Source organism: Burkholderia sp. 22313, from assembly GCF_052045245.1.
GTDB lineage: Bacteria > Pseudomonadota > Gammaproteobacteria > Burkholderiales > Burkholderiaceae > Burkholderia.
In genome coordinates, this window is the sequence record NZ_JBQEON010000037.1 from 40,073 (window position 1) to 62,012 (window position 21,940).

Annotated in this window: 15 protein-coding genes; 5 read left to right on the forward strand and 10 right to left on the reverse strand. The window is 68.9% G+C overall.

Annotation, left to right across the window (positions count from 1 at the left end; all coding sequences use genetic code 11):
- Nucleotides 1-163 precede the first annotated feature (163 nt).
- Nucleotides 164-1,810, forward strand: coding sequence for a YifB family Mg chelatase-like AAA ATPase (locus tag ACTJKF_RS25785; protein ID WP_440627257.1), 1,647 nt, complete (start codon nt 164-166; stop codon nt 1,808-1,810).
- Nucleotides 1,811-2,143: 333 nt separating this feature from the next.
- On the opposite strand, the gene ACTJKF_RS25790 is transcribed toward ACTJKF_RS25785, so the two are convergent.
- A complete protein-coding gene (locus tag ACTJKF_RS25790) occupies nt 2,144-2,716 on the reverse strand; it encodes a hypothetical protein (protein ID WP_440627259.1) in 573 nt (190 codons plus the stop codon).
- A gap of 163 nt (nt 2,717-2,879) precedes the next feature.
- Between ACTJKF_RS25790 and ACTJKF_RS25795 the strand changes: the two genes are divergently transcribed.
- Nucleotides 2,880-3,416, forward strand: a complete 537-nt coding sequence (locus tag ACTJKF_RS25795; RefSeq protein WP_440627261.1) for a peroxiredoxin family protein — start codon at nt 2,880-2,882, stop codon at nt 3,414-3,416.
- A gap of 81 nt (nt 3,417-3,497) precedes the next feature.
- On the opposite strand, the gene ACTJKF_RS25800 is transcribed toward ACTJKF_RS25795, so the two are convergent.
- The 9 genes from ACTJKF_RS25800 to ACTJKF_RS25840 form a co-directional block, all read right to left on the reverse strand.
- The gene (locus tag ACTJKF_RS25800) at nt 3,498-4,853 is read right to left on the reverse strand and encodes a sigma-54-dependent transcriptional regulator (RefSeq protein ID WP_440627297.1); all 1,356 of its coding nucleotides are present in this window, start codon (nt 4,851-4,853) and stop codon (nt 3,498-3,500) included.
- Nucleotides 4,854-4,940: 87 nt separating this feature from the next.
- Nucleotides 4,941-6,968 carry a sensor histidine kinase gene (locus ACTJKF_RS25805; RefSeq protein WP_440627263.1) on the reverse strand — a complete coding sequence of 676 codons (2,028 nt, stop codon included), beginning with the start codon at nt 6,966-6,968 and terminating at the stop codon, nt 4,941-4,943.
- A gap of 4 nt (nt 6,969-6,972) precedes the next feature.
- Nucleotides 6,973-8,262 (reverse strand): dicarboxylate/amino acid:cation symporter, encoded by a 1,290-nt coding sequence (locus tag ACTJKF_RS25810; RefSeq protein WP_440627265.1) that lies wholly within the window; start codon nt 8,260-8,262, stop codon nt 6,973-6,975.
- Between the two features lie 354 nt (nt 8,263-8,616).
- Complete coding sequence (locus tag ACTJKF_RS25815) at nt 8,617-10,302, reverse strand: cation acetate symporter (RefSeq protein ID WP_440627267.1); 1,686 nt, start codon at nt 10,300-10,302, stop codon at nt 8,617-8,619.
- Between the two features lie 11 nt (nt 10,303-10,313).
- A complete protein-coding gene (locus ACTJKF_RS25820) occupies nt 10,314-10,619 on the reverse strand; it encodes a DUF485 domain-containing protein (protein ID WP_059544695.1) in 306 nt (101 codons plus the stop codon).
- Nucleotides 10,620-10,842: 223 nt separating this feature from the next.
- Nucleotides 10,843-12,048: a CaiB/BaiF CoA transferase family protein gene (locus ACTJKF_RS25825; protein WP_440627269.1), complete on the reverse strand. Its 1,206-nt coding sequence runs from the start codon at nt 12,046-12,048 to the stop codon at nt 10,843-10,845.
- 30 nt (nt 12,049-12,078) lie between these two features.
- Nucleotides 12,079-13,227 carry an acyl-CoA dehydrogenase family protein gene (locus ACTJKF_RS25830; RefSeq protein WP_440627271.1) on the reverse strand — a complete coding sequence of 383 codons (1,149 nt, stop codon included), beginning with the start codon at nt 13,225-13,227 and terminating at the stop codon, nt 12,079-12,081.
- 14 nt (nt 13,228-13,241) lie between these two features.
- On the reverse strand, nt 13,242-14,438 hold the full coding sequence (locus ACTJKF_RS25835; RefSeq protein WP_440627273.1) for an acyl-CoA dehydrogenase family protein: 1,197 nt from the start codon (nt 14,436-14,438) through the stop codon (nt 13,242-13,244).
- Nucleotides 14,439-14,468: 30 nt separating this feature from the next.
- Nucleotides 14,469-16,604 (reverse strand): 3-hydroxyacyl-CoA dehydrogenase NAD-binding domain-containing protein, encoded by a 2,136-nt coding sequence (locus ACTJKF_RS25840; protein WP_440627275.1) that lies wholly within the window; start codon nt 16,602-16,604, stop codon nt 14,469-14,471.
- 249 nt (nt 16,605-16,853) lie between these two features.
- On the opposite strand from ACTJKF_RS25840, the gene ACTJKF_RS25845 reads away from it, so the two are divergent.
- The 3 genes from ACTJKF_RS25845 to ACTJKF_RS25855 all read left to right on the forward strand — a co-directional run bounded on the left by ACTJKF_RS25845 (nt 16,854) and on the right by ACTJKF_RS25855 (nt 21,916).
- Entirely contained in the window at nt 16,854-17,816 is a 963-nt protein-coding gene (locus tag ACTJKF_RS25845; protein ID WP_440627277.1) for a LysR family transcriptional regulator, read from the forward strand.
- Between the two features lie 71 nt (nt 17,817-17,887).
- Complete coding sequence (gene ggt / locus ACTJKF_RS25850; RefSeq protein WP_440627279.1) at nt 17,888-19,780, forward strand: gamma-glutamyltransferase; 1,893 nt, start codon at nt 17,888-17,890, stop codon at nt 19,778-19,780.
- 372 nt (nt 19,781-20,152) lie between these two features.
- Entirely contained in the window at nt 20,153-21,916 is a 1,764-nt protein-coding gene (locus ACTJKF_RS25855) for a YadA family autotransporter adhesin (protein WP_440627281.1), read from the forward strand.
- The last annotated feature ends 24 nt before the right edge of the window (nt 21,917-21,940 follow it).

Sequence of the window (21,940 nt, forward strand, 5' to 3'; positions counted from 1 at the left end):
TCAGCTGTTCCGTCGCTCTTCGCTGTCCCTCGCTCTTCGTCGTTCCGCAGTTCCTCGTTCTTTCCCCGCGCCACGCCGGCAAGCGCGCACCGATTCCTCCGATCCCCGCGGCATGTGCCCCGAACGGCCATTGCCCGTCCGATTCATTTACAGGAGCCTCGCCATGTCGCTCGCCGTGGTGCGCAGTCGCGCGCCGGCGGCCGGCCGCGCGCCGGACGTCACCGTCGAAGTCCATCTTGCCAACGGGTTGCCGTCGTTCTCGATCGTCGGCCTGCCCGATCTCGAAGTCCGCGAAAGCCGCGAGCGCGTACGCGCCGCGCTGCAGAACTGCGGCTTCGAATTCCCCGTCAGGCGCATTACCGTCAATCTCGCGCCGGCCGATCTGCCCAAGGAGTCAGGCCGCTTCGACCTGCCGATCGCGCTCGGCATCCTCGCGGCGAACGGCCAGATTCCGGCCGACGCTCTGGCCGGCCGCGAATTCGCAGGCGAGCTGTCGCTGACCGGCGCGCTGCGGCCGATGCGCGGCGCGTTCGCGATGGCGTGCGGCGCGGCACGCGACTGGCGCGCGGGTGACGCCGGCGCGGGCTTCGGCTCCGGTCCGGATTCCGGTCGCGGGTCCGGCCTCGGGTCCGGCCTTCGTTCCAGCCCCGATTGCGGTGCGATATCCGACACGACAGCCCTGCCGCGCCCGCCGGAGCTGTACCTGCCGCTCGACAGCGCCGCCGAGGCCGCGCTCGTGCCGGGTGTCACCGTGTTCGGCGCGCCCGATCTGCCCGCACTGTGCGCGCACCTTGCCGGTGCGCCGGACGCGCGGCTCGCGCCGGTCGCGGCGCCCTGCCTCGACGCCATGCCGGCGCCGGCCGGCCCCGATCTCGCGGACGTCGTCGGCCAGCGCGGCGCCCGGCGCGCGCTCGAAGTGGCCGCCGCGGGCGGCCACCACATGCTGATGGTCGGGCCGCCCGGCGCCGGCAAGTCGATGCTGGCCGCACGGCTGCCGGGCCTCCTGCCGCCGCTGACCGACGACGAAGCGCTGACGTCGGCCGCGCTCCTGTCCGCGAGCCGCATCGGCTTCTCGCCCGCGCAGTGGCGCCGCCGCCCGTTCCGCTCGCCGCATCATTCGTCGAGCGCCGCCGCGCTGGTCGGCGGCCGCAACCCGCCGCAGCCGGGCGAGATCACGCTCGCGCACCTCGGCGTGCTGTTTCTCGACGAGCTGCCGGAATTCGACCGGCACGTGCTGGAGATGCTGCGCGAGCCGCTGGAAGCCGGCCGCATCACGATCTCGCGCGCGGCGCAGCAGGCCGACTTCCCCGCCGCGTGCCAGCTGATCGCCGCGATGAATCCGTGCCCGTGCGGCTGGCATGGCGATCCGTCCGGGCGCTGCCGCTGCACGCCCGACGTCGCCACACGCTACCTGCGCAAGCTGTCGGGGCCGCTGCTCGACCGTATCGACATCCAGATCGACCTGCCCGCGCTGTCGCCGGCCGAACTCGCGTCGCGCGCGACGGCGCCCGGCGAGCCGAGCGCCGCGGTCGCCGCGCGGGTCGCGCAGGCGCGCGCGCTGCAGCTCCACCGGCAGGGCAAGACGAATCACATGCTGAGCGGCCGGGAGACCGACGACCTGTGCCGGCCGACCGACGACGGCGAGCGGCTGCTGCGCGAGGCCGGCGAGCGCTTCGGCTGGTCGGCGCGCGCGTATTTCCGCGTGCTGAAGGTCGCGCGGACGATCGCCGACCTGGCCGGCGACCCGTTGCCGACGGCCGCGCAGATCGCCGAGGCGATCCGCTACCGGCGCGCGCTCACGATGCTGTGAGCGCTCCAGAAGGACAAAATCCGACTGTCAAGACTTGACTTATGCACAATTTCGCGAATCCGCCCCCCGCTCATCGCGCTCGCGCGCCCTTTTATCGCAAAATCGGTATCCCCTTGTTTTTATTGATCTTTAGCAAGGAGAGCGGGAGCTGTCAAATGTACCGGAAGGCCGTCCGGCGCGGCTTTGCGGGAGATTCGGGCTACTTTTCAACAAAGTTATCCACATGCGCTGTGGATAGCCGAAAAACTCCCGCAAAATCCGGCGATTAGCGCCGAAAGCTGCGAATGAACTTTCAGTTGTCACAGAGTGTCTGAGCGCCCTCGCCGGCCGAGGTCAGTCGAGTTTGAACGAGCCGAAAAACTGATCGAGCTGTTCCTGCGCGAGCGGTCCGTCGGCGATCACGACGGCCTGGTATGCGTGGCGGCCGCGCGCCACGAGCCGCGCGACGATCGTCTTGTGCGCATGGTCGCCACCGCTGGCCGCGCCCGCGACGCGCAGCTCGAGCCCGTTCACCGCGCCGCCGGCCGCGAGCGGCACCGGCACCGACGCCGTCTGCGGCGCGCCTTCGAGATTGCGCGACAGCCCGGAGCGGAGAAACTCGAGCGCGACACGACGCGTATCGTCGCGGTCGTCGGGCAGCGTCAGCGTGCCGACCGCGAACACCGCGCCATCGACGTGTGCGGCCTGCATCCGCATCGGCATCGACGCACCACCGACCGCCACCGGCTGATTCTCGACCGTCGGCTTCGCCGGCAGGTCGATCGTGTAGCCGGCGTCGTTGTGCAGCGTACGCCAGTCATAGGACGGCGAGCACGCAGCCAGCGCCGCGCTCATGCACGCGAGCGCGGCGAAGTGTCGCAGCGAGCGGAAAAGGGGACGCAACGAATCGATGACTTCCTTCGGCATGGCAGTGATGGGGACAGGCAAAACGCCCATTATCCGCCGAAGCTGGCAGTCGGGATGCGTGGCGGCGGCCGGTGCGCGCGTCGCATTCGCGCTAAAATGACTGCCGAATTTCGACGTCCCTTGCATCGACCCGCGTCATCGACCGACTCCGAGAGCCCCGCAGATGAACACCACGCCTCCCGCCCAGCGCCGCACCGGCCCCGCCCGCTATATCGTCGCGGCCGTCATCGTCGCGGCCATCGCCGTTGCCGGCTTCTTCGCGTTCAACGGCAAGTCCACCGTGCCGGACGCCACGTTCACGCTGCTGTCGGGCCAGAAGGTGTCGACGGCCGGCGACCTGAAGGGCAAGGTCTATCTCGTGAACTTCTGGGCAACCAGCTGCGCGACCTGCATGCAGGAAATGCCGCAGATGGTCGATACCTATAACCGCTTCAAGGGCCAGGGGCTGGAATTCGTCGCGGTCGCGATGAACTACGATTCGCCGATGTACGTCGCGAACTACACGCAGACGCGCCAGCTGCCGTTCAAGGTCGCGCTCGACGACGGCAGCGTCGCGAAGCAGTTCGGCAACGTGCAGCTGACGCCGACGACCTTCGTCGTCGGCAAGGACGGCAAGATCCTGAAGCGCTACGTCGGCGCACCGCAATTCGCGGAACTCGACGCGCTGCTCAAGAAGGCGCTCGACAGCAACGCGGCCTGAGCGCCGCCGCGCGATACCCCGCTCGATGGGCGCACGCCGCCCTTCCCGGCAAAACGGACCGCCCTGCGGTCCGTTCGTTTTTCAGCGCTCGGTTTCGCCTTTCGCCGACAGCCCGTAGCGCTTCATCTTCTCGTACAGCGTCGCCTTGCCGACGTGCAGCCGGTCGGCGGTCGCGGCAACCGCGCCGCCCGTCTGGTTCAACGCCTCGGCAATCACCGCGCGCTCGAACTGCTCGATGCGCTCCTTCAGCGTCTGGTCGTTTTCCGCCTCGTCGCCGCTCGCCACGCCTTCCTGCGGCATGTCGGCGACGCCGAGCACGAAGCGGTCGGCCGCGTTGCGCAGCTCGCGCACGTTGCCGGGCCAGTCGCGCTGCATCAGGCTCGCACGCTGCCGGTCGGTCAGCACGGGGGCTGGGCGCCCATAGCGCACGGCCGCGTCGAGCATGAAGTGCTCGAACAGCGGCACGATGTCCTCGCGGCGCTCGGCGAGCGGCGGCAGCGCGATCGTCACGACGTTGAGCCGGTACAGCAGGTCGCGCCGGAACGTGCCGGCCGCGACGAGCTCGCTCATGTCGCCCTTCGCGGCCGCGACGACGCGGCAATTCACGCGGATCGGCTGGTTCGAGCCGAGCCGCTCGAGCACGCCGTCCTGCAGCACGCGCAACAGCTTCACCTGCAGCGCGAGCGGCATGCTTTCGATTTCGTCGAGGAACAGCGTGCCGCCCGACGCATATTCGAGCTTGCCGACGCGGCGCTTCGCGGCACCGGTGAACGCGCCGGGTTCGTAGCCGAACATCTCCGACTCGAACATCGGCTCGGGCAGCGCCCCGCAGTTCACCGCGATGAACGGCTTGTCGCGACGCGGCGACAACTCGTGCAGGCTGCGCGCGATCAGCTCCTTGCCGGCACCCGTGTCGCCGTTGATCAGCACCGACGCGTCGGTGGGCGCCACGTTCGCGATCAGCTTGCGCACCTGTTCGATCGCCGGGCTGCGGCCGATGATGCGCGGCGCGACGATGTTCTGCCCGGCCAGCTCGCGCCGCAGCGCATGGTTCTCGAGCACGAGCTCGCGCCGCTCGAGCGCGCGGCGCACCGTCTCGATCAGCCGCTCGGCCGCGAACGGCTTTTCGATGAAGTCGTACGCGCCGTCGCGCATCGCCTGCACGGCCATCGAGATGTCGCCGTGGCCGGTGACGAGGATCACCGGCACGTCGGGCACGCGCTCGCGACACTGCGCGAGCAGGTCGAGGCCGCTCGCGCCGGGCAGCCGGATGTCGCTGACGATCACGCCGGCGTTTTCCGCGACGATCGCCTTGTCGGCCGCTTCGGCCGATTCGAACCCGACGACGTCGAACCCCGCGAGCTGGAGGCTCTGCACGCCCGCCCGGCGAACGAGCGCATCGTCTTCGATATAGATCACTTGCAGCCGGTTGGCCATCGTAGTCACTTGCTCCTGACAGGCCGCGCGGCGCGGATGCGCGCGGCTCTCGTTGATGCCGGCCGTGCGGCGAACGGCTGGCGCGCCCTAGCGCGAGCCCGCCTGCTCGGACACGGAGTCCGGATGATGCGTGCGCGCGCGCCGCAGCGTCAAGACGAACAGCGCGCCGCCTGACGGTGCATTGCGCGCGGTCAGCGCGCCGCCCGCGTCGCTCGCGATCGACGACGAGATCGCGAGACCGAGCCCGAGCCCGCGCCCCATTTCCTTGGTCGTGAAGAACGGTTCGAACAGCCGCGGCAGCAGGTCGGGCGCGATGCCGGACCCGTTGTCGCGCACCTCGACCGCGAGCGTCGCGACCGACACCGCGATCGTCACTTCGATCGCCGGCGCCGCGACACCCGCGACCGCGTCGAGCGCGTTGCCGAGCAGGTTGATCAGCACCTGTTCGAGGCGCAGGTCCTCGCAGCGGGCGACGAGTTCCGGATAGTCGCGTGCGAGGTCGAGCGGCACATCGCGCGCGGGCGACACGGTCGCGTCCTGCAGCGTCAGCGTGAGCGCCACGCCGCGCAGCCGGTCGCCGAGCAGCGACAGCACGCTGCGCAGCGCGCGCACGACGAGCGCCTGTTCGTTGCGCGGCTTCGCGCGGCCGACGAACAGTTTCAGCTGGTTGGTGATCTTGCCCATCCGCTCGGTCAGCGCGGCGATCGCTTCCAGGTTCTCGCGCGCGGCCGCCTGCTCGCCGCGATCGAGCAGCACGCGCGTGTTGTCCGAAAAGCTGCGCAACGCCGCGAGCGGCTGGTTCAGTTCATGCGTGATGCCGGCCGCCATCTGGCCCAGCGCGGCGAGCTTGCTCGCCTGGATCAGTTCGTCGTGCGCGGCGCGCAATTCCTGTTCCGCATGGATCCGGTCGCCAACCTCCTTCTGCAACTGCGCGTTCGCTTCCGACAGGTCGGCCGTGCGTTCCTCGACGCGCCGGTTCAACTCCGCATACGCCTGCTGCAGCAGCGCGCGGCCGCGGATCATCTCGCGCACGCGCGCACGGCGCATCCGCCAGTAGAACGCGAGCAGGGCCACCGACACGAAGCCGAAACCGGTGACGATCGTCGCGTTGCGCGCGTCGGCGTCGATCGGTGCGATCGGCGCGAGCGTGACGAGCAGCCAGTCGGGTTCGCCGATCCGCCGCTTGCTGGCGAGAAAGCGCGGCGCGCGCCGACCGGGACCAAGGCGCACGATTTCCGCGTCGGCGCCGAGCACCTGCTCGACGCGCAGCGGCAGCGGCGTGACCGGCTGCTGCGCGTACTGGCGCGTCTCGTAGATCGACGCGGCGACGGGCCCCGTCAACGGATGCAGCGTGTGATATTTCCACGCGGGCACGGACGACAGGAACACGACGCCGTGATCGTCCGCGACGACGAGCGGCTCGGACGCATCGGCGCCCTGGAACCATTCGAGATTGAGCTTCACGACGACGACACCCGCGATCTTGCCGTCGCGCCACACCGGTTGCGAGATGTAGTAGCCAGGATCGCGCGAGATCGTGCCGATTCCGAAGAAGCGGCCGACCCGGCCGTTCATCGCGTCGATGAAATACGGACGGAACTGGTATCCGATCCCGACGAAGCTGTCGGGCGCGCGCCAGTTGCTGGCGGCGACGCACAGGCCGTCCGCGTCGATCACGTAGGTGACGGTCGCGTGCGCGTGTTCGTTGAGGTCTTCGAGATAGCGGTTCGCGCGCGCGGTGAAATCGGCGCGCTTCGGCTCGGCGAGCAGGTCCTGTACGTACGGATGGCTGCCGAGCAGATAAGGCAGCGATTCGTAGCGGTCGAGCGTGCTCTTGAGCGCGTTGGTGGTGCGGTCGACGCGTACCGCGGCGTTGCGCTGCAGCTCGGCGACGCCGCGCTGCCACGTGATGGTCCACGTCAGCGCGCACGCCGCCGCGAGCGCGGCGGCAAGCATGACGAGGATGAACAGGCGGCGCTTCACGGACGTGACTTCCTGGCGATGCGGATCACCTATTGTGTCATAGGGCTCCGCATCGCCACCCAGGCCGCCTCGGCCGTCCTGGCCATCGCGCGGCGCGCCGCCTGCGGGCGGTGCCGCCGCCTGCTCGTTCATGGCATCAGACGCCGGCCGTCTCGGTCGTCTTGACCTCGCCACCGCCCGTCAGCGCCTGGCGCAGCTTGTTGCGGTCGAGCTCCTTCTCCCACGCCGACACGACAACGGTGGCGACGCCGTTGCCGACGATGTTGGTCAGCGCACGGCATTCGCTCATGAAGCGGTCGATGCCGAGGATCAGCACCATGCCCGACAGCGGGATCGTCGGCACGACGGCGAGCGTCGCGGCGAGCGTGATGAAGCCCGCGCCCGTGACACCGCTCGCGCCCTTCGAGGTCAGCATCGCGACCGCGAGCAGCGTGAGCTGCTGCATCCACGTCAGTTCGATGTTGGTCGCCTGCGCGATGAACAGTACGGCCATCGTCATGTAGATGTTGGTGCCGTCGAGGTTGAACGAGTACCCGGTCGGCACCACGAGGCCGACGACCGAACGCGAGCAGCCGGCCTTCTCGAGCTTTTCCATCAGCTGCGGCAGCGCGGCTTCCGACGAGCTCGTGCCGAGCACGATCAGCATCTCTTCCTTGATGTACGACACGAAGCGGATGATCGAGAAGCCCGTGGCGCGCGCGATCGTGCCGAGCACGACCAGCACGAACACGACCGACGTCAGGTAGAACGTGCCGATCAGCTTCAGCAAAGGCACGAGCGAGCCGACGCCGTACTTGCCGATCGTGAACGCCATCGCGCCGAACGCGCCGATCGGCGCCAGCTTCGTGACGATGTGCACGATGCCGAACAGCACGCGCGTGAGGCCGTCGATGAAATCGGTGACGACCTTGCCGCGCTCGCCGAGGTGCGCGAGCACGCTGCCGAACAGCATCGCGACCAGCAGGATCTGCAGGATTTCGCCCTGCGCGAACGCATCGACCATCGTGTTCGGGATGATGTGCATCAGGAAGTCGACCGTCGACTGCCCGTGCGCCTTCGCCGCGTACGACGCGACGGCCTTGCCGTCGAGCGTTGCCGGATCGATGTTGAAGCCGACGCCCGGACGCAGGATGTGCGTGGCCGCGAGGCCCAGCAGCAGCGCGAAGGTCGACACGATCTCGAAGTACAGCAGCGCCTTGCCGCCGACGCGGCCGACCTTCTTCATGTCCTCCATGCCGGCGATGCCGGTGACGACCGTACAGAAGATGATCGGGCCGATCACCATCTTGATCAATTTGATGAAGCCGTCGCCGAGCGGCTTCATGTCGGTGGCGAGCGCCGGATAGAGGTGGCCGAGGATCACGCCGACGATGATGGCGAAGATCACCTGCACATAGAGCACTTTGTAGAAGGGTTTCTTCTTCACGATGGTTCCTGCTGAAGTAGATGAGCCGGTGGAAACGGCGTCACGCGCGCGGACGAATGTCACAGGGGAAGATTCACTCGCCCGCGCGGCTGCCGTGCCGCAACAAGCGATGCCTCAAGACGTCCGGAGGGGATGGAAGGCAGTGGTCATCGATTGTCTCCTTGATTTAATAGTCGGGCCGGGGGATGGCCGTGCCTTTTATATTGCAAGGTCGATGCCAGCGTTCCGAAACGCCTCAAGTCATTGTTTTTATTGCATTTCTCACAATGCGGCAGGCAAGAAAATCCGGGATTCCGGATTTCCGGAAAATATCCGTCCGGCGATCCGGACGGATGGGCGCTTTCATCCGATGAATCAATGCTGCACGGCGCCGCTGGCCCGCACGCCCGTCTGCGCGTAGAACTCCTGGTGAGCGAACGCGTCGCGCTCGCGCCGCGCGCGCTCGCTACGATCCGCGAGCGAGCCGACGACGATCCCGACGAACGCGAGCGGCACCGACACGAGCGCCGGATTGTCGAGGAACACCGGCGCATGCGCGTGGTGCAGCACGTCGACCCACACCGACTTCGACAGCACCGTGAGCGCGACCGCCGACGCGAGGCCGAGGCCGCCGCCGAGCACCGCGCCGCGCGTCGTCATCCCGCGCCAGAAGATCGACATCGCGAGCACCGGGAAATTCGCGCTGGCGGCCACCGCCGCGACGAGCCCGACCATGAACGCGACGTTCACGTGCTCGAACAGGATCGACAGCGCGATCGCGATGGCCGACAGCCCGATCGTCGACGCGCGCGAGATGCGCATTTCCAGCCGCTCGTCGGGCTTGCCGCGCGCCCACATCTGCGCGTACAGGTCGTGCGAGATCGTGGTCGCGCCGGCGAGCGTGAGCCCGGCGACCACCGCGAGGATCGTCGCGAACGTGACGGCCGCGATGAACCCGTAGAACCAGTTTCCGCCGACCGCCTGCGCGAGCTTCACCGCGACCATGTTCGAGCCGCCGAGCAGGTCGTGCGTCAGGTTGAAGGTGCCGTTCGCGTCGAGCCGGAAGAACTCCGGATGCTGCGCGAGCAGCACGATCGCCGAGAAGCCGATCACGAAGGTCAGCAAATAGAAGTAGCCAATGAAGCCGGTCGCATAGAGCACCGACTTGCGCGCCTCCTTGGCGTTCGGCACCGTGAAGAAGCGCATCAGGATGTGCGGGAAGCCGGCCGTGCCGAACATCAGCGCGATGCCGAGCGACAGCGCATTGGCCGGATCGCGGATCAGCTTGCCGGGCCCCATGATCGACAACGCGCCCGGATGCACGGCCACCGCGCGGCGGAACATTGCGTCGACGCTGAAGCCGAATTCGCCGAGCGCAAGCAACGCGAGCACCGTCGCGCCGCACAGCAGCAGCACGGCCTTGATCACCTGCACCCAGGTGGTCGCGGTCATCCCGCCGAAAAATACGTAGACGACCATCAGCACGCCGACGATCAGCTCGGCCGTGCCGTACGACAGCCCGAACAGCAGCTGGATCAGCTTGCCCGCGCCGACCATCTGCACGACCAGATACAGCACGACGATCGTCAGCGCGTTCGCGGACGTCAGGAGCCGGATCGGCCGCTGCGCGAAGCGGTACGCGACGACGTCGACGAACGTGAACTTGCCAAGGTTGCGCAGCGGCTCGGCGATCAGGAACATCACGAACGGCCAGCCGACCAGGAAGCCGATCGAGTAGATCAGCCCGTCGAAGCCGAACATGAACACCATCCCCGACAGCCCGAGGAACGACGCGGCCGACATGTAGTCGCCCGCGATCGCGAGCCCGTTCTGCAGCCCGGTGATGCCACCGCCCGCCGTGTAGAAGTCGCGCGTCGAACGCGTGCGGCGCGCGGCCCAGCGCGTGAGCGCGAGCGTCGCGAACACGAACGCGAAGAACATCGCGATCGCCACCGGGTTCAGCTCGACCTTGTCGGGCATCGGGCCCGCGACGCCGGTCGCATGGGCGGCGGAAGCAACGAGAACGGCCAGCGCGCCGAGCGCGCTCGAAATGCGTCGCATGTCGGCCTCCGTCACGAACGCTGCAGGATCGCGTCGACGCGGCGGTCGAACGCACGGTTCGCGCGCAGCACGTAGCACGCGGTCAGGCCGATCGCGACCAGGATGATCGCGACGCCCGCGACGATCCCGACCGTGGTCGTCGCGCCGCGGTACAGCGGCGCGGCCAGCACGTGCGGTGCGAGCGCGACGAGCAGGATGAAGCCGTAGTAGGTGGCGATCATCAGCGCCGTCAGCGTGAAGCTGAAGCGGCGCCGCGCCCGCACGAGTTGCTGGTAGTCACGGCGCGCCGTGACCGATTCGATGACGGAAAGCTCCATGGTGTCTCCTGTCGACCAGAGTTGGCGCTTTAGCGCTTACTCTGGTCCCATGCTTCGCGGTCGACCAGAGTTGGCGCTTTAGCGCTTATGTCGGCCGGTGTTAGTGCTTCAGCACTTACTCCGGCCCCGCAGGGCAACCACCTCGTCTTTGCGAGGGGGGTCTGGTGGATGATCGGCGCGTGAGCGGCACCGCCCGCGCCGCGGCGGCAAGTCATGAAACGCGTTACACGATGCGGTCCGCACGCAGCCGCGCCAGCTCGTCCGCCGACAACCCGAGCCAGCCGCCGAGCACGTCGTCCGTATCGGCGCCGAGCACCGGCGGCGCACCGCGCACCGGCAGGCGCGCGCCGTCGAAGCGATACGGCGGCGCAAGCACGTCGACGCCGCCGGCGACCGGATGCCGCTGCCGCGTGACGAGTCCCGCGCGAGTCGCGCGCTCGGAGGTCAGCGCGTCATGCAGGCCGAGCACTTCGCCGCACGGAATGCCCGCCTCGGCGAGTGCCGCGAGCAGCATCGCGCGCGGCCGGCGCGCGAGTTCGCCGCGCAGCTCGGGCAGCAACGCGGCGCGATGCTCCGAGCGGCCGAGGTTGGTCTTGTAGCGTTCGTCCGCGGCGAGATCGGGCCGCTCGATCGCGTCGCAGAAGCGCGCGAACTGCGTGTTGTTGCCGACCGTGATCACGATCGGGCCATCGGCCGCATCGAACACGCCGTACGGCACGATCGACGGATGCGCGTTGCCGTAGCGCGGCGGATCCTCGCCCGTCAGCAGCGCGTCGAGCCCGTAGTAAGCGGTGATCATCAGCCCGCAGTCGAACAGCGCCATCTCGATGCGCCGGCCGCGCCCGGTCGCGTGGCGCTCGTATAGCGCGGCGAGGATCGCCTGCGCCGAATACATGCCGGTGAACAGGTCGACCGCCGCGACGCCAAATTTCAGCGGCGGCTGGCCGGCCTCGCCGTTCAGCGCCATCAGGCCGGCCTCGCCCTGCACGACGAGGTCGTAGCCGGGCCGCGCGGCCTCCGGCCCCGAGCGGTCGTAGCCCGAGATCGCGCAATGCACGAGCCGCGGATTCAGCTCGGCCAGCGCGTCGTAGCCGAGCCCGAGCCGTTCCGCGCCGCCGCACTTGAAGTTGTGGATCAGCACGTCGGCCTGCGCGGCCAGCTCGCGCGCGATGCGCTGCCCGGCTTCCGTCTGCAGGTCGACGCAGATCGACCGCTTGCTGCGGTTCACGCTGTTGAAGTAGGTCGTCTCGGTGTTGCCGATCCGCAGCCCCCAGTCGCGCGTGTCGTCGCCGCGCGCCGGATGCTCGACCTTGATCACTTCCGCGCCGAAATCGGCGAGCACCATCGCGCTCCACGGGCCCGCGAGCACGCGCGAGAAATCGAGTACCTTCACGCCGGCCAGCGGCAGCGCGCGCGCCTCGTTCGTCATCGTTGTCTCCTCCATTCGCGTCGTGCGCCCTTACTGTTTCGACAGCGCGATATAGCGCGCGAGATGGTGATCCTCGTCGCCGAGCTGGTGATCGATCATCACGAGCCGCTTCGCGTAATGCGACAGCGGCAGCTCCCACGTCATCCCGATCCCGCCGTGCAGCTGGATGCTCTCTTCGGCGACCAGCGTGCCGATCCGGCCGATACTGAATTTGGCTGCCGCGAGCGCGCGCTCGCGCACCACGCGCGGTGCCTCGAGCTGCGCGGCCGCGTTGATCACCGCCGAGCGCGCCTGCTCGACTTCGAGCAGCAGGTCGGCCATCCGGTGCTGCAGCGCCTGGAAGCTGCCGATCGGCAGCCCGAACTGCTTGCGCGTGCGCAGGTAGTCGAGCGTCGCCGCCTTCGCGACGTCCATTGCGCCGAGTGCTTCCGCCGACAGCGCGAGCAGCCCGTAGCCGAGCACGCGTTCGAGCAGTGCCGCGCCCGCTTCGCCGTCTTGCGCGCCATCCGGCGCGCCGAGCGCGGCATCGGCCGGCAGCGTGACGCGTGCGAAGCGCACTTCGGCCGCGCGGCCGCCGTCGATCTTCCGGTAATCGCGCAGCGACACGCCCGGCGCATCGGACGGCACGACGAACAGGCCGATGCCGGCCGCGTCGTCGTCATGGCCGGACACGCGCGCGCTGACGACGAAGAACGCCGCCTGCGCGGCCTGGTCGACGACGCCTTTCTCGCCCGTGAGCACCCAGCCGCCGCCGGAACGCTCGGCGCGCGTGCGCACTGTCGTCAGCTCGTAATGCGAGCCCGGCTCGTCGTGCGCGAACGCGGCGCTCGCGCTGCCGTCGATCAGCGCGGCGAGCTTGTCGCGATGCGCGGCGCCGCCGCCGAGCGACAGCGCGCGGCCCGCGAGCAGCGCGCCGAGGAACGGCTCGACGACGAGCCCGCGACCGAGACATTCGAACACCACCGCAATGTCGAAACCCGCGCCGCCGAAGCCGCCGTCGGCTTCGGGAAACAGCGCGCCCACCGCACCGAGTTCGGCGAAGCGCTGCCACATCGTGCGATCGAAGCCTTCGGCCGACTGCGCGATGCGGTCGCGCACCGGGAACGCGTACTGTTCGGCGATGAAGCGGTTCAACGTGTCCGCCAGCATCCGGCGGTCTTCTGTGTGCTGGAAATCCATCGTCGCGTCCCTCTTTACAGCCCGAGCATCATCTTCGCGATGATGTTCTTCTGGATCTCGTTCGAGCCGCCGAAGATCGACAGCTTGCGATTGTTGAAGTACTGCTGCGCGGCGCTCGCGGCTTCTTCCGGGCCGACCGGCCCGCCGTCGTAGCCGGCGTCGAGCGCGTCGTCGACGAACGGCAGTGCATATGGGCCCATCGCGCGACGCATCAGCGCGGTGATCTCCTGGCGGATCTGCGTGCCGCGAATCTTCAGCATCGAGCTTTCCGCGCCCGGCACGCCGCCGCCCGCGACCGCGGCCAGCACGCGCAGGTTGGTCGTGCGCATGTTCTCGAGCTCGATCTCGACGCGCGCGACGCGTGCCGCGAAAAACGGATCGTCCGCGAGCGGCCGGCCGTTCTTCCTGACCTTCGCGGCGACCGCGCGCAGCCGGTCGAGCGCGGCGGTCGAAAAGCCGATCCCGGCGATGTTCGTGCGCTCGTACGTGAGCAGGTATTTCGCGTAGGTCCAGCCGCGGTTCTCGTCGCCAACCCGGTTCTCCACCGGCACGCGCACGTCGGTGAAGAACACCTCGTTCACCTCGTGCTCGCCGTCGAGCGTGATGATCGGGCGCACTTCAACGCCCGGCGTGTTCATGTCGACCAGCAGGAAGCTGATGCCCTCCTGCTTGCGCACATCGGTCGCGGTGCGCACGAGACAGAAGATCATGTTCGCGTAGTGGCCGAGCGTGGTCCACGTCTTCTGGCCGTTCACGATGTAGTGATCGCCATCGCGCACCGCGCTCGTCTTCACCGACGCGAGATCGGACCCGGCGCCCGGCTCCGAATAGCCCTGGCACCACCAGTCGGTGCCGTCGAGAATGCGCGGCAGCCAGTGACGCTTCTGCGCTTCGCTGCCGTACTTGATCAGCACGGGGCCCAGCATGTTCAGGCCGAACGGCACGATGCGCGGCGCACCGGCGAGCGCGCATTCGTTGTCGAACAGGAACTTCTGCGCGACGCTCCAGCCGGGGCCGCCGTACTCGCGCGGCCAGTGGCTCGCGAGCCAGCCGCGCGCATTCAGGATGGCGTGCCATTCGCGCATGTCGTCGCGCGTCAGGTGCAGGCCGCCTCGCACCTTGCGCGCGGTGCGCTCGGGCAGTTCGGCGGCCAGGAAGCGCTGCACTTCGGCGCGAAACGCTTCCTCTTCGGGCGTGAAATCGAGGTCCATCGTATATCCGTTGCCAATGCGGGTAGGCGCTCAGTCGGCGCGGTTCAGGCTCGCGAAATCCGCGCCGCGCTCGACCAGCTCGACGAGCAGCGGCGACGGTTTCCAGAACAGCGGATCCTCCTGCGCGAACGCGCGGATGTCGGCCAGCAGGTTCGCGAGGCCGACCGTGTCCGCGTAATGCATCGGGCCGCCGCGATAGCGCGGGAAGCCGTAGCCGTACAGGAACACCGCATCGACGTCGAGCGGGCGCAGCGCGATCTTCTCGTGCACGACGTTCGCGCCTTCGTTGATCATCGCGGCGAGGTAGCGGCGCAGGATTTCGTCGTCGGTGAACGCGCGCGGCGTGACGCCCTTCTTCGCTCGCTCATCTGCAACGATCGCCTCGACGTCCGGGTCCGGCGAGCCGACGCGCGCGCCGTCCGGATACAGGTAGTAGCCGCGCGCGGTCTTCTGCCCGAACCAGCCGCGCTCGCACAGCCGGTCGGAAATCTCCACATAGCGCGCGCGCGGATCGCGCGTCGCCGCGCGGCGCTTGCGGGTCGCCCAGCCGATGTCGCCGCCAGCGAGGTCGACGACCTGGAACGGCCCCATCGGGAAACCGAATTCGCGCACCGCGCGATCGATCTGGTACGGCGACGCGCCGTCTTCCATCAGGTAGTCGGCCGCGGTGCGGTAGACCGCGAGAATCCGGTTGCCGATGAAGCCGTCGCACACGCCGGCGCGCACCGGCGTCTTCTTCAGTTGCTTCGCGAGCGCGAACGCGGTCGCGACGACGTCCGCGGCGACGCGCGCCGGCACGACGATCTCGAGCAGCTTCATCACGTTGGCCGGCGAGAAGAAGTGCAGGCCGATCACGTCGGCCGGCCGGTCGATGCTCGCCGCCAGCTCGTCGATGTCGAGATACGACGTGTTGGTCGCGAGCACCGCGCCCGGCTTGCACACGCGCGCGAGTTCGGCGAACACCGCCTTCTTCACGGCCATGTCCTCGAACACGGCCTCGATCACGACGTCGGCCTGCGCGAGCGCATCGTACGACGTACTGCCCTTGAAGCGCGCGAGCCGCGCCGCGTGCGCGGCCGGCGTCATCCGGCCTTTCGCGACGAGCCCGTCGTACACCTTCTCCACATGCGCGCGGCCGCGCGCGAGCGACGCTTTGTCGCACTCGATCATCGTCACCGGCAGCCCGGCATCGAGCGCCGCGACCGCGATCCCCGCCCCCATCGTGCCGCCGCCGACCACGCCGATCCGCTCGACCGGACGCGCGCTCGCGCGGCGCGCCTCGGGCGCCTTCGCGGCTTCGCGTTCGGCGAAGAACGCGTGCACGAGACCCGCGCGCTGCGGGCTGTCGATGCATTGCAGGAACAAGCTGCGTTCGAGCTTCATCCCCGCGTCGAACGACAGCGTGAGCGCGGCCTCGACCGCGTCGACGATCTTCGCCGGCGAGAACAATCCGCGCGACTTCTTCGGCAACTCGGCACGCGCGGCGTCGATCGCGGCCTGCGCAGCCGCGCGCTCGGCCAGCCCCTGCGCATCGCGCGTACGGCGCGCCGGTGCGCCGAGCGACACGAGCTCCTGCGCATAAGCCAGCCCTTCGGCGAGCGTGTCGTCGCTATGCGCGACGCGATCGACGAGGCCGAGCGCAAGCGCTTCGTCGGCGCTCGCGTGACGTCCCGTCAGCATCAGGTCGAGCGCGGCCTTCGCGCCGATCAGGCGCGGCGCACGCTGCGTGCCGCCCGCGCCGGGCAGCAGGCCGAGCGTGACTTCGGGCAGCCCGAGCTTCGTGCCGGGCACCGCGAGCCGGTAATGCGCGGCGAGCGCGACCTCGAGGCCGCCGCCGAGCGTCGCGCCGTGCAGCGCGACCACGACCGGCTTCGCGCTCGACTCGATCCGCTCGCACACGTCGGGCAGCGACGGCGGCACGGGCGGCTTGCCGAATTCGCGGATATCGGCGCCCGCGATGAAGTTGCGGCCGGCGCCGACGATCAGCACCGCGCGGATCGCGTCGTCGGCCTGCGCGGCGTCGAGCGCGTCGGCGAGACCGCGCCGCACGTCGGCGGATAGCGCGTTGACGGGCGGATGATCGATCGTGACGACGAGCACCTTGTCGCGCCGTTCGTGCGTGACGGTGCCGGCCCGGGTGGGTTCGGCGGAAGCGGTTGAATGCATCGTGGCGTGCTCCAGTGCGGTGCGCCGGGCGGGACCGGCCGCCGGGGCGGCGAGCGCGGCCGGTTCCCGAGCCTGATCCCGCGCGGCGGGAAACGATCCGGCGTGGTGGCCGGGCATGACTCGATTCTCGATTGATCGAGATTCATTGACAATTCCCGCGCGCCTTTACAAGCTGTCAAGTCTGACTTGACATTGAATGCTTTCGGACCGTTTCGCGCCATTAAGCGGGACGGATCAGGAGACACCAGGATGGACCTGAACGCGCTGACGCTGCTCGTCGAGATTCTCGACGCCGGCAACCTGAGCAAGGCCGCGCAGCGGCTCAAGATGAGCCGCGCGAACGTCAGCTACCGGCTGAACCAGCTCGAACGCTCGATCGGCCAGCAGCTCGTGCGCCGCACGACGCGCCGCATCGAGCCGACCGAGATCGGGCTGAAGCTGTACGAGCACGGCCGGCGCATCCGCAACGAGCTGCTCGCCGCGCAGGAATCGGTGACGACGCTCGGCCAGGACCTGCAGGGCCGCGTGCGGCTGTCGGTGCCAAGCGGCTATGGGCAGATGGTGATGTCCGACTGGCTGCTCGCGTTCAAGCGGCGGCATCCGGGCATCGTGCTCGACGTGGTGTTCGAGAATCGCGTGGAAGACCTGATGCGCGACGAGATCGACATCGCGGTGCGCGTGATGCCGGAGCCGCCGCAGAACCTCGTCGCACGCGACATGGGCGCGGTGCGCTACGTCGCGTGCGCGTCGGCTGCGTTCGCGGCCGCACACGGGATGCCCGCGAGCCTCGGCGCGCTGGCTGCCGCGCCGGTCGTCACCGCGACGGTGCTGGGCCGGCAGTTGCGGATCGCCGCGTATCTCGGCGACGAGCGCCACGAAGTGCTGCTCGAGCCCACGTTGATTTCGGAGAACTTCCTGTTCCTGCGCCAGGCGATCCTCGCCGGGATCGGCGTCGGCATCGTGCCCGACTACGTGATGCAGGACGACATGCGGCGCGGCACGGTCGTCACGTCGCTCGATGCGTACCGGCTCAGCATCTTCGGCACGCACATGTACATGCTCTACATGCCGAACCGGCACCACACGCGCGCGACCGCGACGTTCATAGAGTTCATCCTCGAACAGGCCGGAAAGACCGGTCGGGGCGGGCCCGGCGGGATTCGTCAGGGTTTCCTGACGGATGACAACCCGCCGGCCACGCGGCGACAATAGCGCGCCGCCCGTGCGGAGCGCGTGCCGCGCACACGCCGCCTCCTTCGAATTCACTGTTGCCGAGGGTTTCAATGTTCGACCGGATCCGTCCGCATTCGCGTCCCCGGACGCGCGTCGCCACGCTCGCGCTCGTCGCGCTTGCCACGCTCGTCACGTTCAGCGCCGGCTGCACGTCGCCGTCCGTGCCATCGAATGCCGTCGTCCCGGTGGCCGCTGCGCCGGGCGCCGCGGTGCCGCTGCCCGGTGTCCAGGCACCCGAACCGTCGTCCGGCTGGACCGACAAGCCGGGCTGGACCTCTCAACACTTCATGATCGCGGCCGCGAACCCGCTCGCGACGCAGGCCGGCTACGACATGCTGAAGGCAGGCGGCACCGCGATCGACGCGGCGATCGCGACGCAGATGGTGCTCGCACTCGTCGAACCGCAATCGTCGGGGCTCGGCGGCGGCGCGTTCATGCTGTACTTCGACGGCCGTGCGACGCAGGCTTATGACGGCCGCGAGACCGCGCCGGCCGCCGCGACCGACCACCTGTTCTACGGCCCGACCGGCCAGCCGATGCGTTTCTACGAAGGCGTCGTCGGCGGGCGTTCGGTCGGCACGCCGGGCGTGCTGCGGATGCTCGACGCCGCGCACCGCGCGCACGGCAAGCTGCCGTGGCGCCGGCTGTTCCAGCCCGCGATCCGGCTCGCCGAGCACGGCTTCACGATCAGCCCGCGCCTGGCGATGCTGATCGCGAACGACAAGTACCTGATGAACGACCCGGCCGCGCGTGCGTACTTCTACAACAAGGACGGCACGCCGAAGGCGGCCGGCACCGTGCTGAAGAACCCCGCGCTCGCGACCGTGCTGCGCCAGATCGCCGACCGCGGCGCGAATGCGTTCTACACCGGCGCGATCGCCCGCGACATCGTCGCGAAGGTGCGCAAGCACCCGACCAATCCCGGCCTGCTGTCGCTGCAGGATCTCGCGCGCTACAAGGCGAAGGTGCGTGCGCCGCTGTGTACCGACTACCGGCGCTCGGTGGTGTGCGGGATGCCGCCGCCGTCGTCGGGCGGCCTCGCGATCGCGCAGATGCTCGGCATCCTCGAGGCGATGCCCGACTGGCAGCAGATCGGCGCCCAGAAGCCGGTGCGCAACGAGGTCGGCTACGAGCCGACGCCGTTCGCCGCGCACCTGTTCAGCGAGGCCGGGCGCCTCGCGTTCGCGGACCGCGCGCGCTACGTCGCCGATCCCGATTTCGCGCCGCTGCCGGGCGGCAGCTGGGCGAGCCTCACCGACAAGACCTATCTCGCGCAGCGTGCACGCCTGATCGGCGATACCAGCATGGGCGTCGCGCAGGCCGGCACGCCACAGGGCGCGACGCTCGCGCTGGCCGACGACCGCAGCCCCGAATTGCCGTCGACGTCCGACATCGCGATCGTCGACCGCTACGGCCAGGCGCTGTCGATGACGACCAGCGTCGAGGACGCGTTCGGCTCGCGGCTGATGGTGCGCGGCTTCATGCTGAACAACCAGCTCACCGACTTCTCGTTCGTGTCGAGCGAGAATGGCCGGCCGGTCGCGAACCGCGTGCAGCCCGGCAAGCGGCCGCGCTCGGCGATGTCGCCGGAGCTCGTGTTCGACCAGAAGACGAAACAGGTGACGATGATCGTCGGCTCGGCGGGTGGCCCCGCGATCATCAACCACGTCGCGAAGACGCTGGTCGGCGTGCTCGACTGGGGGATGACGATGCAGCAGGCGATCGCGCTGCCGAACTTCGGCTCGATGAACGGGCCGACTCAGCTCGAACGCGGCCGCGTGTCGGATGCGCTCGTCGACGGGCTGAAGGGCCGCGGGCACGACGTGCAGCTCGTCGAGATGAACTCCGGACTGCAGGGCATCCAGCGGCTGAACGTGCAGGGGCAGACGGTGTGGTTCGGTGGGGCCGATCCGCGGCGGGAAGGAGTGGCGATGGGGGATTGAGCATCTCCACGCGTGGCCGTGCATGGCCGTACGATACGCCACGCGATACCTTCCGGCCGCCCTTGCGCGACAACGCTTTTTCGACTTGCCCGACACGCGCCGCCCGCTTCTTCTCCTCGCCTCATCCCCCGCCTCCATCCAGCCGCGACATCGTCATCGACGGACGATGTCGTGTCCTATAGCGCATCCAAAATTTCGTAACCGTCCAATCGACGACGCATGAGTCGCTCCGTATAGTCGCTCGCTGACGTCGCGGCTGCCCCGGTATCCGGGCCGGCCGTCCGCAGGCGGCACGTCATGCCCCGTTGCGGATGAAGCGCATCGGCACCCTCCGGCCGCGCGTACGAAATCGATTAATCAGGATCACGAATCATGTCACTCACCTTCGCCATGCCCTCCAGCAAACCGCCCCCACGCAGCTCGACACGACGACGTCGCACGCGTGCCACCCGCCTGTCCGCGCTTGCGGTTTCACTGGCCGCGCTCGCCCCCGGTTACGCCCAGGCCGCCACCGATCTCATTCTCGACCATCTGGTCGTAAACAGCAGTGAGAGCAACGAGACGACCGCTTCGGGCGCCGGCTCGATCGCCATCGGGCCCGGCGCGCGGGCGAACGGTGAAACCGGCGGCGACCACTCGGCGATCGCGATCGGCGCACAGTCCGTAGCCGACGGGCAAGCCACCATCGCCATCGGCGAACGGGCGAACGTTCACGGCGACCGCTCGAGCGCGTTGGGCGTCTCGTCGAACGTCAACGCGAACCGCGCGATCGCGCTCGGCGCGGACGCGACGGTCACCGCGCACGACTCGGTCGCACTGGGCCAAGGCAGCGTCGCCGACCGACGCAACACCGTGTCGATCGGGAAAAGCGGCAACGAGCGCCAGCTCGTCAACCTGCGCGCCGGTACGAGCGACACCGACGCGACCAACCTGTCGCAGCTCAAGCCCGTCGTCGCCGCGCTCGGCGGCGACGCGGCCGTCAACGCGGACGGCACCGTTCGTGGCCCCAGCTACACGATCGACGGCAAGACCTTCACCACCGTCGGCAGTGCGCTGACGAACCTCGACGGGCGCGTATCGACGGTCGAAACCGACGTCAAGTCGATCCGCTACGACGTGGACGATCTCGGCACGCGGCTCGACAACGGCACCACCGGCCTCGTGAGACAGGATCCCGCGAGCCTCGCGATCTCGATCGGCGCCGACAAGGGCGGCACGTCGGTCAGCGTCGCCGGTGCAAACGGCACGCGTACGCTGACCGGCCTGTCGAACGGCGTGGGCGATACCGACGCCGTGACGATCGCGCAGTTGAAGGCAACCGGTCTGGTCGACCCGGCCGGCAACCCGCTCAGTGCGCTCGTGTACGATGACCTGTCGCTCGGGCGCGCGACGCTCGGCGGGGTCGGCGGCACGCTGCTCGACAACGTGCGGCCCGGAGCGATCGTCGCGGGTGGCATGCAGGCCGTCAATGGCGGGCAGCTCTTCACGATGCAGCAGCAATTCGACAGCCGCTTCGATTCGCTGAACACGCGCCTGTCGGACATCGAGAAGAACGGCCCGAGCGTGACGCCGCCGACGGGCGACCATGGCAACCAGCTCGCACAACTCGGTGACGGCTCCGGCGCGACCGGTTCGAATTCGATGGCGCTCGGCAACGGTTCGAGCGCGTCCGGTAACGACAGCATCGCGATCGGCAACAACGCCACGGCGCCGGGCAACAATTCGGTTGCGCTCGGCAACAACTCCGTCGCCGACCGCGACGACACGGTCTCCGTCGGCGCGCCCGGCCAGGAGCGGCAAATCGCCAACGTCAAGGCCGGCACCGCGCCGACCGATGCCGTGAACGTGCAGCAATTGCGCGACCAGATCGGCAGCGTGCGTAACGACATCGACCACTATCGTCGCGACGCCAGCGGCGGCATCGCTTCCGCCGTCGCGATCGCGAACCTGCCGCAAGCGTCGCTCGCGGGCGAAAGCATGGTCTCGATCGCCGGTGGCACGTACAGCGGGCAATCGGCCGTCGCGTTCGGCCTGTCCTCCGCCATGCGCAACGGGCGCTGGGTGGTCAAGGCGTCCGGCTCCACCAATACGCGCGGCACGGTTGCCATCGGCGCCGGCGCCGGTTACCGCTGGTAAGGCAACGCACCGCAGTCGCTGGCA